Origin of the sequence: Streptomyces sp. SPB162 (assembly GCF_029504575.1) — a bacterium.
Taxonomy (GTDB): domain Bacteria; phylum Actinomycetota; class Actinomycetes; order Streptomycetales; family Streptomycetaceae; genus Actinacidiphila.
On sequence record NZ_JAQFII010000001.1, the window covers coordinates 53,174 to 66,901 of the forward strand.

General features: G+C 70.6%; 9 protein-coding genes and 1 pseudogene. 7 read left to right on the plus strand and 3 right to left on the minus strand.

Annotation, left to right across the window (positions count from 1 at the left end; genetic code table 11):
• Positions 1 to 305: 305 nt before the first annotated feature.
• The 4 genes and pseudogenes from M2266_RS00230 to M2266_RS00245 form a co-directional block, all read left to right on the plus strand.
• Positions 306 to 767: pseudogene (locus M2266_RS00230) on the plus strand (Ku protein); the annotation flags it as partial.
• A gap of 80 nt (positions 768 to 847) precedes the next feature.
• Entirely contained in the window at positions 848 to 1,240 is a 393-nt protein-coding gene (locus M2266_RS00235) for a hypothetical protein (RefSeq protein ID WP_277441418.1), read from the plus strand.
• A 186-nt stretch (positions 1,241 to 1,426) separates the two neighbouring features.
• Positions 1,427 to 1,984 carry a hypothetical protein gene (locus tag M2266_RS00240; protein ID WP_277436208.1) on the plus strand — a complete coding sequence of 186 codons (558 nt, stop codon included), beginning with the start codon at positions 1,427 to 1,429 and terminating at the stop codon, positions 1,982 to 1,984.
• A gap of 212 nt (positions 1,985 to 2,196) precedes the next feature.
• Positions 2,197 to 2,565 (plus strand): hypothetical protein, encoded by a 369-nt coding sequence (locus tag M2266_RS00245; RefSeq protein WP_277436209.1) that lies wholly within the window; start codon positions 2,197 to 2,199, stop codon positions 2,563 to 2,565.
• A 53-nt stretch (positions 2,566 to 2,618) separates the two neighbouring features.
• Here the strand turns inward: M2266_RS00245 and M2266_RS00250 are convergent, their stop codons facing one another.
• From M2266_RS00250 to M2266_RS00260, 3 genes are all read right to left on the minus strand, one after another.
• A complete protein-coding gene (locus M2266_RS00250) occupies positions 2,619 to 5,024 on the minus strand; it encodes a SpoIIE family protein phosphatase (RefSeq protein ID WP_277436210.1) in 2,406 nt (801 codons plus the stop codon).
• Between the two features lie 130 nt (positions 5,025 to 5,154).
• Positions 5,155 to 9,756 (minus strand): HAMP domain-containing protein, encoded by a 4,602-nt coding sequence (locus M2266_RS00255; protein ID WP_277436211.1) that lies wholly within the window; start codon positions 9,754 to 9,756, stop codon positions 5,155 to 5,157.
• Between the two features lie 225 nt (positions 9,757 to 9,981).
• Positions 9,982 to 10,851, minus strand: a complete 870-nt coding sequence (locus M2266_RS00260; RefSeq protein WP_277436212.1) for a class I SAM-dependent methyltransferase — start codon at positions 10,849 to 10,851, stop codon at positions 9,982 to 9,984.
• A gap of 204 nt (positions 10,852 to 11,055) precedes the next feature.
• Here M2266_RS00260 and M2266_RS00265 point away from each other — a divergent pair, with 204 nt between their 5' ends.
• The 3 genes from M2266_RS00265 (at position 11,056) to M2266_RS00275 (ending at position 13,673) form a co-directional block, all read left to right on the plus strand.
• A complete protein-coding gene (locus tag M2266_RS00265; RefSeq protein WP_277436213.1) occupies positions 11,056 to 11,535 on the plus strand; it encodes an STAS domain-containing protein in 480 nt (159 codons plus the stop codon).
• Between the two features lie 150 nt (positions 11,536 to 11,685).
• Positions 11,686 to 12,855, plus strand: a complete 1,170-nt coding sequence (locus tag M2266_RS00270; RefSeq protein WP_277436214.1) for an FUSC family protein — start codon at positions 11,686 to 11,688, stop codon at positions 12,853 to 12,855.
• Positions 12,856 to 13,013: 158 nt separating this feature from the next.
• Positions 13,014 to 13,673 (plus strand): ATP-binding protein, encoded by a 660-nt coding sequence (locus tag M2266_RS00275; RefSeq protein WP_277436215.1) that lies wholly within the window; start codon positions 13,014 to 13,016, stop codon positions 13,671 to 13,673.
• The last annotated feature ends 55 nt before the right edge of the window (positions 13,674 to 13,728 follow it).

Below are 13,728 nucleotides of genomic sequence, written 5' to 3' on the forward strand. Positions count from 1 at the left end.
GTCGGCGCCACACATCCGCGCCGAGCCGTCGCGAATCTCGCGTTCTTGCAGGTCAAAGCCTTGACCAACCATTCTGCGGGCCGCCCGGGGTCTTGCCGCAAGCCCCCGGGCGCGCTATACGTTGAGAGTGGCGAGGACGGGGTTTCCCTCCCGCCGCTCTCCCGTCCGCCGTGCACCCTCCCTCTTCCCATGGAACGGCGACCCTCCTTTTCACGGCCGGGCCACTGTCAACGCGGTGCGGTCGCGGGGTGGCGGTGGCGGTCGTAGCGTCGGAACATGAGTCACTCAACCGGCGGGATCGTGGAATGAAGCCGCTGTGGTCCGGAACGGTCTCCTTCGGGCTGGTCTCCATCCCGGTGCGCCTGGGATCGACGGTGAGCAGCCACAAGATCCCGTTCCGGCAGATGCACAAGGCGGACCACGGGCCGGTCCGGTACCGCAAGAAGTGCGAGCTGGACGACACGGTCCTCAACCAGGACGAGATCGGCCGCGCCTACGAGACGTCCGACGGCACGCTGGTGGAGATCACCGACGACGAACTCGCCGCCATGCCGCTGCCCACCGCCAAGACGATCGAGATCAGCGGCTTCCTCGACATGGCCGGCGTTCCCAGCGCCCAGTACAACACCCCGTACGTCCTGCAGCCGAGCTCCGGCGGCGACAAGCCCTACGTCCTGATGCGCCAGGCCCTCGCCCGCTCAGGGAAGGCAGCTGTGGGCAAGGTGGCGCTGCACAACAAGGAACAGCTGGTGCTGATCTACGCCCATGACGATGTCCTGATCGCCCACACCCTGCACTGGCCCGACGAGATGAAGTCCCCCGCCGAGGGGCCGCGCCCACCGCCAAGGTGGAGCTCGCCGACAACGAGATCAAGGCCGCCATCGCCCTCATCGACGCACTGGGCGAAGCGGACCTGGACACCTACGAGGACCAGTACACCGCCGCGGTGGCGGACCTGGTGCGCGGCAAGGTCGAAGGCGCCGAGGTCGCTCCGGCCGGCGCTCCCGCGCCGGCGGCCGGGAAGGTCGTGGACCTCATGGAGGCGCTGGAGGCCAGCCTCGCCCAGGCCAAGGAGAACCGCGGCCAGGACGCCACGGTCCACGACATCGCCCCGGCGAAGGCGAAGGCGAGCGCCGACAAGGCGCCCGCGAAGAAGACGACGGCGAAGAAGACGACCGCGAAGAAGGCGGCGAAGAAGGCCCCCGCGAAGAAGACCGCCGCGCGCAAGCGCAGCGCCTGACCGCCCGGCCATCGGGGGCGGACTCACGCCGAGTGATCATCGACCGTCGCCCCGACGTGCCCAAAACGCTGCGGCCAGGACCGCCGGCCAGTGCAGGATGACACCTCCGTCATCCACACAAACCGACAGGACTGGGGTGCAGTGAACAGCCGACTTCGTCACTTGTGGAGCCGTTCAGCCAGAGCCGTGTTCCGCGGCAGGATCGCCGCGATCGTGGGAGCGGTCGCGCTGCTCGCGGCCGTGTTCACCGGCACGGCCACCGGAACGTCCGCGGCCGCCGACAGCCGGGCACAGGCCGCGGTGGGCGGATGGACCTGTCCGGGCGTGGCCGTGCCACCCGGATACGTGATCACCATGTTCGACCGGAACGGCTGCAACGGCGCGGGAGCGTGGTTGCAGCAGCCCGTCCGTGACGGGATCTGGACCTGCGCGGGATCGCCGATCGTGTCCGGCTACGTCATCACCATGTACGACCGCAATGGCTGCAGCGGCATCGGCGCCTGGTTCCACAAGCTCGCCCGCGACGGGATCTGGACCTGTGCCGGGTCCCCGGTCGTGTCCGGGTACGTCATCACCAACTACGACCGCAACGGCTGCAGCGGCATCGGCGCCTGGTTCCATCAACTGGTGCGCAACGGCATCTGGACCTGCCCCTACTCCCCCATCCCGGCGGGCTACCGCAGCACCACGTATGACGCGCGCGGGTGCAGCGGCCTGGGCGCCTGGCTCACCGTTCGCGCCTGACCTCGAACGGACTCCCGTAGGCACCGCCCGGCCGGGCGGTGCCTACGGGCGGTTTTCGGACGATCTTCCGACACCCAAGCGCCACCCCGCGGCTACGGAACGTGCGGGGAGGCCCACGTTCCCCTTCCGCGACAGCCAACGCCGGCACCGGGGTCGGCCGCAGTGGAGTGGTGCGTTGCGGGTAGGCGCGAGGCATGGCGGAGCGGGAAGCAGTGCAAGAGCCGGTGGAGCTGTGCGACTGGTGCGGCCGGCTCTGGTACGACGGCGGAGTCCTGGCGATAGTGCGTGACTCCTCGGCCGTACATGCCACCGATCCGGCCAAGGACGGCATGCGGCTCCTCGTGGCCTGCGGCGGCGAACACCTGGGGGCGCTCCTGGAGAGGTACCGCCAACGGCCCTTCGTCGAGGAGGAGTTGTGGTCCTGGCAGATCGTCCGGGCCCTGTCGGCCGCTCCGCACGACATGACCGTCGAGGAGCTCAGCCCGGTGACCGGCCTGACCACGCCACAGATCCACCGGGCGCTGGCCTGGCGCGACGAGTGCGCCCTGCACGCCGACCGACCCGGACAGGACCCGCCGTAGCACCGGTGGCACTGACCTGACCGCTGCCGGGGAGTGCCGAGGCGCTTCGGCGGTCAGGTGAGTTGGACGCCGATGAGGCAGGTGTCGTCGTCGGTGTCGGCGTTGCTGCGGGTCAGCAGGTAGTCCAGGTGTGCGTCCAGGGTCGGCGTGGAGCTTTCGGCGGCGGTGATGAGCTGGTCCAGGGAGGACTGGACGGAGCGGTCCCGCCGTTCGATCAGACCGTCGGTGTACATCAACAGGGTGTCGCCGACCTTGAGTTGCACCTCGCCCTCCTGGAACTGCGCGTCGGGCCGCGCGCCGAGCAGGATGCCCTTGATGGCGGGCAGCGGTTCGGCGCGGCCCTTGCGGACCAGGATCGGCGGGAGATGGCCGGCACGGGCCCAGCGCAGGATCCGGGTGGAGGGGTCGTACAGGGCGCAGACCGCGGTGGCGGTGACGTGCTCGGTGAGGTAGTGGGCGACGGTGTTGAGCCACACGAGCAGTTGGGCGGGCCCGGCGCCGGTGGCGGTCAGGCCGCGCAGGGCGTTCCGCAGCACGATCATGGAGGTGGCGGCCCGGATGCCGTGGCCCGCGATGTCGCCGACGGCCAGCAGGACCTGCCGGTTCGGCAGCGTGACGATGTCGTACCAGTCGCCGCCGACCAGACGGTCCTCCTCGGCCGGCCGGTAGCGCACCGCGATGTGCAGTCCCGGGGTGTCGATGGGGGCGCTGGTGGGCGGCATGATGGCGTGCTGGAGCTGCAGGGCGAGCCGGTTGTGCTCGGCGGACTCCCTTTCGGTGTGCGCGAGTTGGTCACGGGTGGCGGCGAGCGCGACCTCGGTCCAGTGCTGGGCCGAGATGTCCTGGTACGCACCGCGGATGACCTGCAGGTTCCCCTGGCTGTCCAGGACCGGTTCGGCGACGATCCGGATGTGTCGGGAGGTCGTGTCGGGCCGGTTCAGCCGGAACGCGGTGGACGCCGGCCGGTGGTGGTGCAGCAGGGTGCGCAGGAACCGTCCCAGGGCGATGGCGTCATCGCGGTGGGCGTGGGCGGCGAGCTCCTGCAGCGGGATCGGCTTGTCGGTCGGCTGCAGGCCGCACAGGGCGAAGAGCTGGCTGTTCCAGGTGATCTCGCCGGTGTGGAAGTCCTCCTCGAAGCCGCCGATGCGCCCCAGTCGCTGTGCGTGCTGCAGCACGCTGGCCAGGCGGGTGCCCTCGTCGTGGATGCGCCAGGTCGCCAGGACCTCCTCGCCGTGACGGGTGATGCTGACGTCCGCGACGATGGGTAGCGGGATCTGGTCGACCAGGCTGGTGGTGGCCAGCCGCCGGGCCCGGAAGGGCTCGCCGGTGGCGTGGACGTGCTCGACCTTCTCGTACAGGCCGTTGGGGTCGGCGCTCACCGGGTAGCTCTCGAGGAGCAGCGAACCGGCGATGGCGGTGGGCGGCCGGCCCGCGAGGTCGGCGAAGTGCGCGTTGAGGTGGTGGATCCAGAAGTCGGTGACGCGTCCGTCCCCGTCCAGGTGCGGTCGCAGGACCATGGCGGGGTCCCACAGGCCTTCGGCGAGACCGACCAGGTCGGAGGGCTCGGTGGTGGGTCCGAGCGGGACGTGGGCGTCCAGGGTGTGGGCGCACAGATCGGCCAGGGCCTCGACCTGGCGCTGGACCTGGGGCGGCTGGGGGTCCAGGGGGCCGGGCCAGCAGATCTCCAGGGCGCCCACCAGACGCCCGCTGGTGCCGGCGGGTACGACGACGCGGCCGGCCTGTGGGGAGGTCGTGCCGCCGATGGAGGGTAGTTGGGCCTCGGCCAGGGTCCGGGCCCACACCGTACGGCGCTGGGTCAGTGCCCGCCGGGCCAGCGTCGCCACCTCCGGGGGAACATAGTGCCAGCGGGCCCCCTCGGCCTCGGGGAAGCCCGCGTGGCCGGCCAGCCGCAGGGCCCCGTCGTAGGTCACGGACCAGATGGCCAGCGCGTGGGCGCCCAACGGCGCCAGCGCGTAACGCAGCAGGGAGTCGGCGACGGTCTGGGTGTCCCCGGCCGACAGGGTGCCGCTCTCGGCGGTCCGCATGCGCACGGTCGCCGCGGTGGTCACGTCGGGGACCTCGTGGGAGGGGGCCGCTTTGAGCATGGCGGCGGTGAGCTCGGTGAGGTGGTCGCGGGCGGCCTGGTTGACGATGTCCGCGGCCAGTTCCAACAGGGTGACACTGGCACTCGCGGCAAGGGTGTCGAGTTGCCGGGCCGCCTCGCGCGGACCACAGTGCAGACGCTCCACCAGGATGCCCTTGGCCTGTTCGATCAGCGCCTGGCCGGCGGCCGCGTCCTGGGCCTGCTGGACCTGCACGCGCAGCCGCGCGACCGTGCCGGCCAGGCGGCCCGGGGTGCTCTGGTCGTCTTCGCGCACGGAATCCTGGTCGTCTCCGCGCGCGGAGACGACCACCACGCTGGACTCCGCGGACCCCGGTGGCTCTGGGGGTGTGGACATGTGTTGCTCCTTGCGAAAGGCCTGCCGACCGCGTTGCCGCGTCACACGAGTGGATACCTGCTGATCGGCCGATCACCCAGCGCGTTCGACCGGCCGATCAGCTCCTGCCGGAACGCTCCGGGCGCCCGGGTCAGGCCCGCAGCCACTGCTGGATGCAGGCGATCAGCGCATGGGCGTCCACGGGCTTGGTGACGTAGTCACTCGACCCCGAGGCCAGGCTCTTCTCCCGATCCCCGTGCATGGCCTTGGCGGTGACCGCGATGATCGGCAGATCGGCGTGCTCCGGCATGGCCCGGATCGCGGCGGTGGCGGCGTAACCGTCCATCTCGGGCATCATCACGTCCATCAGGATGAGTTCGATGCCTTCGTGCCGCGACAGTGCCTCGATCCCGGCCCGCCCGTTGTCGGCGTGCAGGACCTGCATGCCGTGCAGCTCCAGGATGCCGGTGAGCGCGAAGACGTTGCGCGGGTCATCGTCCACGACCAGGACCTTGCGCCCGGCCAGCCGCCCGTCCACCGGGTTGAACACCGGCTGGGTCTCCCGCCCTGGGCGCACCAGCGGCAGCACGTCGCTGGGCTGCTCCGCGCTCAGGTGCAACACGATGCGCTCGCGCAGCTCGTCCAGGCTGGGCAGCAACTCCAGGGGCTGGGAGTCCGAGCGCGCGTGCAGTTGCTGCTCGTGCACGGCGTCCAGCCGCCGGCTGTTGTGGGCCAGCACCGGCACCCCGCGCAGCGCCCGGTCGCCGTCGAGGGCCTCCAGGAAGGTGAAGGCCTCGTCGCCGGACATGTCGAGCTCCAGCACGACGCAGTGGCACGGTTGCGCGGCCAGCGCGGCCGCGGCCTGCCCGGCACCCAGCACCGAGATGACCTCGACGTGGCTGCGGGGGTCCGTGGGTTCGCGGCTGGCGGCGACATCGGCCACGGCGCTCTCCGCGACCATCGACAGCAACCCGTGGGCGCGCTCCTCGATCACCAGCACCCGGCGCCGCGGCGTCGACGGCAGCCCGTTGGCCGTCGCGGGCACCGCCGGCGTCGCCACCGGCGCTTCGGATCCGTCCGGGTCGAGGGTCTGCGGGCCGTCCTGGGAGCCGGCGGAGGAGTCCTCGAAGCCGGGACGCTCGATGGGGATGTGGAGGGTGAAGGCGCTGCCTTCCCCCAGCGTGCTCTCCGCACTGATCGAACCGCCGAGCAGCTGCGCGATCTCTCTGCTGATGGACAGCCCCAGCCCCGTGCCGCCGTACTTGCGGCTGGTGGTGCCGTCGGCCTGCTGGAAGGCCCCGAAGATGGTCTCCAACTGCTGCTCGGCGATACCGATGCCGGTGTCGCGCACCCGGAAGGACAGGGCCGGGCCGCTGTCCCTGACGTACGCGGGCAGCCCGTCCGGATCGGCGGTCTCGATGTGCAGTTCGACCTGGCCGGACTCGGTGAACTTCACCGCGTTGGACAGCAGGTTGCCCAGCACCTGCCGGAGCCGCGAGTCGTCGGTCACCAGGTGCGGAGCGACATCGGGAGCGGTGGTGACCTGGAAGTCCAGGCTCTTCTGGGTGGTCAGCGGGCGGAAGGTGGCCTCCACGTAATCCACCAGCTGCCGCAGCGGGACGCGTTCGGGAGTGATGTCCATCTTCCCGGCCTCGACCTTGGACAGGTCCAGGATGTCGTTGATCAGCTGCAGCAGGTCGGAACCGGCGGAGTGGATGACCCCGGCGTACTCCACCTGCTTGGGCGTCAGGTTTCTGGCCGGGTTCTGGGCCAGCAACTGGGCCAGGATCAGCAGGCTGTTGAGCGGGGTGCGCAGTTCGTGGCTCATGTTGGCCAGGAACTCCGACTTGTACTTCGACGCCAGCGACAGCTGCTGGGCGCGTGCTTCCAGTTCCTGACGGGCCTGCTCGATCTCGAGGTTCTTGGCCTCGATGTCGCGGTTCTGGGTGGCCAGCAGCGCGGCCTTCTCCTCCAGTTCGGCGTTGGAGAGCTGGAGTTCCTCCTGCCGGTTCTGCAGCTCCTCCGAGCGGGCCTGCAGCTCGCCCGCCAGGCGCTGGGACTCACCCAGCAGCTCGTCGGTACGGGAGTTGGCGACGATGGTGTTGACGTTGACGCCGACGGTCTCCATCAGCTGCTCGAGGAAGTCGCGGTGGACCGGGGTGAAGCGGTTGACCGACGCCAGCTCGATGACTCCGAGCACCTGGTCCTCGACCACGATGGGCAGCAGGATCAGACTGGTGGGCGCGCTCTGGCCGAGTCCGGACCCGATGGCGACATAGTCCTGCGGTACGTCCTCGACCGCGATGATGCGACGGCTGCGCGCGGCCTGGCCCACCAGCGACTGGCCGAGGCGGAAGTGCCGCGGCCTGCCGTCGCCGCCCACCCCGCCGGGGTGTCCGTAGGAGCCGACCAGGTGCAGCTCCACCCGGTCCGCGCTCTGCGCGCTCTCGTCCGTCTCGGCGAGGTAGAAGGCGCCGTACTGCGCGGACACCAGCGGGGCCAGCTCGTCCATGATGAGTTCGGCGACGACGGCCAGATCGCGGCGGCCCTGCATCAGGCTGGAGATGCGGGCCAGGTTGGTCTTGAGCCAGTCCTGGTCGTGGTTGGCCCGGGTGGTCTCGCGCAGCGACTCCACCATGGAGTTGATGTTGTCCTTGAGGTCCGCGACCTCACCGGAGGCGTCCACGGTGATGGAGCGCGTCAGGTCGCCCTCGGCGACGGCGCTGGTGACCTCGGCGATCGCGCGCACCTGGCGCGTCAGGTTCCCCGCCAGCCCGTTGACGTTCTCCGTCAGCCGCTTCCAGGTGCCCGAGACCCCTTCGACCTCGGCCTGTCCGCCGAGTCGGCCCTCGCTGCCGACCTCGCGGGCGACGCGGGTGACCTCGGCGGCGAACGACGACAGCTGGTCGACCATCGTGTTGATGGTGGTCTTGAGCTCCAGGATCTCCCCGCGCGCGTCCACGTCGATCTTGCGGGTCAGGTCGCCCCGGGCGACAGCGGTGGTGACCTGGGCGATGTTGCGGACCTGTCCCGTCAGGTTGTTCGCCATGGAGTTGACGTTGTCGGTCAGGTCCTTCCAGGTCCCGGCGACGTTGGAGACCCGGGCCTGGCCGCCGAGGATCCCCTCGGTGCCGACCTCGCGCGCGACACGGGTCACCTCGTCGGCGAACGCGGACAGCGTGTCGACCATGGTGTTGATCACCCCGGCGAGCGCGGCGACCTCGCCCTTCGCCTCCACGGTGATCTTCTGTGACAGGTCGCCCTTGGCCACCGCGGTCGCGACCTGGGCGATGGACCGCACCTGGCCGGTCAGGTTGGAGGCCATCACGTTGACGTTGTCGGTGAGGTCCTTCCACGTGCCCGACACCCCGCGCACGGTGGCCTGCCCGCCCAGGTTCCCCTCGGTGCCGACCTCACGCGCCACGCGGGTCACCTCGTCCGCGAACGCGGACAGCTGGTCGACCATCGTGTTGATGGTCTCCTTCAGCTCCAGGATCTCCCCGCGCGCGTCCACCCGGATCTTCTGCGACAGGTCACCCTTGGCCACCGCCGTGGTGACCTGGGCGATCGACCGCACCTGCGCCGTCAGGTTGTCGCCCATGACGTTGACGGACTCCGTCAGGTCCTTCCACGTCCCCGACACGCCCTTGACGTCCGCCTGGCCGCCCAGGCGCCCCTCGGTGCCGACCTCACGCGCCATGCGCGTGACCTCGTCGGCGAACGAGGACAGCTGGTCGACCATCGTGTTGATGGTGTTCTTCAGCTCCAGGATCTCGCCCCGGGCGTCGACCCGGATCTTCTGCGACAGGTCGCCCTTGGCGACCGCGGTCGCCACCTGGGCGATGGACCGGACCTGTGCGGTGAGGTTGCCGGCCATGAAGTTGACGGAGTCGGTCAGGTCCCGCCAGGTCCCTCCGACGTCGGGGACCCGGGCCTGGCCGCCCAGGCTGCCCTCGGTGCCGACCTCGCGCGCCACGCGGGTGACCTCGTCGGCGAACGAGGACAGCTGGTCGACCATCGTGTTGATGGTGTTCTTCAGCTCCAGGATCTCGCCCCGGGCGTCGACCGTGATCTTCTGCGACAGGTCGCCCCGAGCGACCGCGGTGGTGACCTGGGCGATGTTGCGGACCTGGTCGGTGAGGTTGCCGGCCATGAAGTTGACCGAGTCGGTCAGATCACGCCACACGCCGCCCACGCCGGGCACCAGCGCCTGGCCGCCGAGACGTCCCTCGCTGCCGACCTCGCGCGCCACGCGGGTCACTTCGGCCCCGAAGGAGGACAGCTGGTCGACCATCGTGTTGACGGTGTCCTTGAGCTCGAGGATCTCCCCGCGCGCGTCCACGTCGATCTTCTGCGACAGGTCGCCCTTGGCGACGGCCGTCGCGACCTGGGCGATGTCACGCACCTGCGTGGTCAGGTTCCCGGCCATCGCGTTCACCGAATCGGTCAGGTCCGCCCAGGTCCCCGACACTCCCGGCACCTCGGCCTGGCCGCCGAGCCGTCCCTCCGTGCCGACCTCCCGGGCCACCCGGGTGACCTCGGAGGTGAACAGCGACAACTGGTCGACCATGCCGTTGAAGACCGTGGCGATCTCCCCCAGCAGGCCCTCGCCGTCCCCGGGAAGACGGGGGCCGAAGTCCCCGTCACGCACCGCGGTCAGCCCTGCCAGGAGCTGGCGCAGTTCGGGCTCCCCCACCCCGCCCCCGCTGGGCACGGGCACCTTGCTGGTCGTGATCCGCTGACCCTCGCTCATACCCAACCCTTACCCTGCTGTGTGACCGCGGACGCGGCAGCAGGCAGCCCGCCCCTGACCGGACCGGCTGCCCGCACTCAAGACGTGTTCGACCATTTGAGTTTACCGTCAGTCACCTGCGGACCTGCCGAGATCGCGACACTGCGGGGTGGGGCATCGCCTCGACAGCGCCACGTATGTGCCGTTTGTACGGCCTTGAGCGGGAGCGGCGGCGTTCCACCGGGGTCAGGCGCGGCGTGCGGCCCACACCGTACGTTCGGTGCGGACCGCCAGGTCGCCGCGGCGCAGGATGCCGCGGGGACTGTCGGGGTCGAGCAGCTCGTCCAGCAGATCGAGATCCTCGGCGGCGAGGGCGTGGGCCGCGCTGCTCCGCAGGCGCCTGAAGCTGCTGAGCGCGTACCGGCCCACCGCCTCGCCGCGGGAGCCGTCGACGTTCACCGTGATCGTGCGCTCGCCCGCCACGGTGAAACCCGCGGCGGTCAGCTTGGGGCCCCAGTCGGCACCGCGGTGAGGCGCCTGCTCGGCATGGTGGTGGGCGAGGGCGGCGTGGCAGCGCTCCTCGAGGCCCGGCCGTTCCCGCGGAGCGCCGGCGGGCAGGAAGCGCGGGAAGCCGGCCAGCTCGACGACGGCGAACAGTCCGCCGGGTGCGAGCACGTCGTGGACCCTGCGCAGGGTGCGGTCGAGGTCGGCCAGGTGGTGCAGCGACGCCGACGCCCACACCAGCTCGGGCCGGCCGAGTTCCGGCCGGTCCACGTCGAGATCGGCCGGCACCGTGCGCACCCGGTCGGACACGCCGAGCGCCGCGGCTTTCTCCCGCAGGCGGCGCAGATGACTCTCCGACGCGTCGACGGCGGTCACCCGCGCGCCGGGGAACCGCGCGAGCAGGGCGAAGGTGCCCGCTCCCGTGCCGCATCCCAGGTCGACGATGTGGCACGGCTCCCTCTCGACGGGCAGCCATGCGGTGATGGACGCGATGTGCTCGGCGAGCACCTCCGCGTCCAGGTCGAGGATCTCCGCCTGGCCGTCGTCGTCGGGGGCGGGATGGGAAGCGGGGTGGGCGCCGTCGTGCGCCGCGTGCGGGGCGGTGTGGTTCATGCCGGCCACGCTAGGAGGAGCCCGCCGTCACGTCATCGTGGCTCCCGGTGTGCGCAAGACGATGGCCGGATGAGCTGCCGTACGCGCAAGCGGCCGCCTCAGAGGTCGTCCATCCCCGAAGGAGCGGACGTCAAAGGCGTGTCAGCGGTGCCGATCAGGGCAGGCGAACGCAGAAGACGCCCATTCCCGCAAGCGAAAGATGCCATGGACCTCATCGCAGGTGGCCCCCTCCAGATCACGCTGCGACGCTACGGGCCGACCCTGCACCTCACCCTGGCCGGGGAACTCGACATCGAGGCCGAGCCCGCCTTCGCGCAGATCATGGCCACCCTTCCCGCCGGCATAGCGGTCATCGCCTGCGATCTGTACCACGTCCATTTCATGGACGTGGTCGGCGTGCGCTGCATACTGGCCCTCAAACGCTCCGCGGAACAGCGCGGTCTGGCGGCGCTGGTCTGCAACTGGCAGTCGCAGCCCCTGCAACTGCTCAACCTCCTGGGCGGCCTCGAACGCGACTACGACGTCGAACTGCGTTCACTGCAAGCCCTGTTGCGAGATCATGCCGACGCCCAACGCGCCCTCGGGATCGATAGCGCCCGGCGCGGCGCGGCGCTCGTGGGCTCCGAGCCGCAGCGCCTCGTCCGTGACCGACGGAACCCCGACCCGCCGCCCGCGGCGCGTTGAGACGGTTCGATCACTCGCGCCCGCGACGCGGAACGGTTCCCGCATCGATGCGGCCGGGCCGGTTGGGCGGAGGCAGGACGCCGGGGGGTGGGTTGAGCCGGACGAGCAGGCGGGAGCACAGATGAGGGCCGGGCAGTGGGGGAAGCACAGATGAGGGCCGGGCAGTGGGGGAAGCGGATACCGTCGCGGTGCGCCGCGCTGTTCCGCTACGCAGTGCGCGGCGTACGGCAGCCGGGGCAGGAACGGGATGTGCTGCTGCTGCAGGTCAAAGCGGTGATCGCGTCCCTCGTCGCCTGGGAGACGGCCCACGAACTGTTGCCGGCGGCCGTGGGGACCTACGCCCCGCTGGCGGCGCTGCTGGTGACCCGGTCCACGCTGTATCGCTCGTTGCACGACTGTGTGCAGTATCTCGGCGCCATGGCGGTGGGCGTGCTGCTGGCGGCGGCGTTCGGCACGACCGTAGGAGTGCACGCCTGGAGCCTGGCCGTGCTGATCTCCGCCTCCCTCGCGGCGGGGAAGATCCAGCACCTGGGCGCACACGGCGCGCAGGTGGCCGTCATGGCCCTGTTCGCGTTCACCGCGGGGCAGGGCGAGCCCGTCTTCATCGGCCACCTGGCCCTGGCCATCCTCATCGGCGCGGCCTGCGGCCTCGCCGCCCACGTGATACTGGCCCCCTCACGTCATACCCAGGCCGCTCAGGGCGGCGTAGCGCGCCTCGCGGCACAGGCCCAGCACGTCCTACAGTCCCTCGCCGACGACTTGCAGGACGGTCCTCCCACGAGCGCCAGGACGAGGAACTGGGCACGGCACAGTGCCGAGTTCGACCGACTGGCCGATCGGATGCGCGCCACCGTCGAAGCGGAACGGGAGAACGCGGTCCTCAATCCCCGCCGGCCCTCAGCCGGCGCCGAACACGTACTCCCCCGTCTGCCGGCCACGATCGGTGTGCTGCAACGCGCCTTCTCACACTGCCACTCCATCATCCGCAGTCTGACCTACGCCGCCCGCAGCGACCGCTGGACGGCTCTGACCCCGGAGTTCCGCGCCCCATACGGGGATCTGCTCAACTCGATCGCCGACGCGATGGAAGAGGTCGGTCGCATGGGTCCGACGGACCCCGACGGCCTGCGGGAAATGCTCCGGGAGGCCGACCGCCGGATCGACGCCCTCGAGCGGCAACTCACCGAATCCTCTGCCGACGCTCCCGCGCACCTGTCCCTGCACGGCACACTGATCACCGACGCGGGACGGCTTCTGAGCGACCTCGCCCAGGCCGACCCGCGTGACCACGAACCCGCCGAGGACGGAGTCAACCGCTGATCGGCGGCTGACGGAGCCGGTCCACGGACCGACCCGTTTGGATCGTGTGAGTCATGGATCACCGACATGCGGGAAAGTGCCCATCAAGACGCTTTAGCCGGTTGCCGATTCGGGGCAGCCACGGGAGCGTCCCTGGAAGTGGATGGCGGTGGTTTGTGATGGCGGAACGGTTTCTGAAGATCTCTGCGTCTCCGGGCGTGGTGGGTCGGGCCCGTCAGTGGGCACGCGACGCGGTGAAGTCGTTCCGCTGGCCGACTCGCTGGAGGCCGGACGAGGGCGCGGTCGCGCTGGTGGTCTCGGAACTGGTGACCAACGCCCTGCGACATGCGGGCGGCACAGTGGGCCTGACTTTGGTCTCCGGGGCACGACAGCTGCGGATCATCGTCAGCGACGGTTCCCGGCAATGGCCGGTTCTGCGCACCCCGCACCCCACCGAGGCCGGCGGGCGGGGCCTGCACATCGTGGCGCGCCTGACCAGGGCATGGGGAGTGGAGGAGAGTCCGGAAGGGAAGCGTGTGTGGGCCGACGTGATCCCGCAGAGCACGCGTCCGCACTCGACGGCTCCCGCGACGACTCCTGCGGACGCCACGTCGGGGGCGACGTTGAACCAGGGGTGCCTGAGCTGCTCGACGACTCCGAACGCGAGCGGGCTCAAGGCGGCCATACGGCACGGCAAGTGGTCCGCTCGGCTGCTCGGCTTCACCAGGGCGACACTGCATGCAAGCCCACGGCCGTTGCTGCGGGCGGGCAAGCGGGTGCTGCGGAAGATGGAACTGCCGAAGGTGATCCCGGCCGGCTCAAGGGCAGCCTGCCGCTGATGACCGGCGGCGTGTCGGTCCGGCGCGGCCGTCCGGCGCAGACCCACATGGCCGA

What these genes read in the sequence shown, in the direction of transcription:
- M2266_RS00250 (WP_277436210.1), bottom strand. Translation starts at nt 5,024, where the DNA reads ATGTCCACACCCCCAGAGCCACCGGGGTCCGCGGAGTCCAGCGTGGTG.
- M2266_RS00255 (WP_277436211.1), bottom strand. Translation starts at nt 9,756, where the DNA reads ATGAGCGAGGGTCAGCGGATCACGACCAGCAAGGTGCCCGTGCCCAGC.
- M2266_RS00260 (WP_277436212.1), bottom strand. Translation starts at nt 10,851, where the DNA reads ATGAACCACACCGCCCCGCACGCGGCGCACGACGGCGCCCACCCCGCT.
- M2266_RS00265 (WP_277436213.1), top strand. Translation starts at nt 11,056, where the DNA reads ATGGACCTCATCGCAGGTGGCCCCCTCCAGATCACGCTGCGACGCTAC.
- M2266_RS00270 (WP_277436214.1), top strand. Translation starts at nt 11,686, where the DNA reads ATGAGGGCCGGGCAGTGGGGGAAGCGGATACCGTCGCGGTGCGCCGCG.
- M2266_RS00275 (WP_277436215.1), top strand. Translation starts at nt 13,014, where the DNA reads ATGGCGGAACGGTTTCTGAAGATCTCTGCGTCTCCGGGCGTGGTGGGT.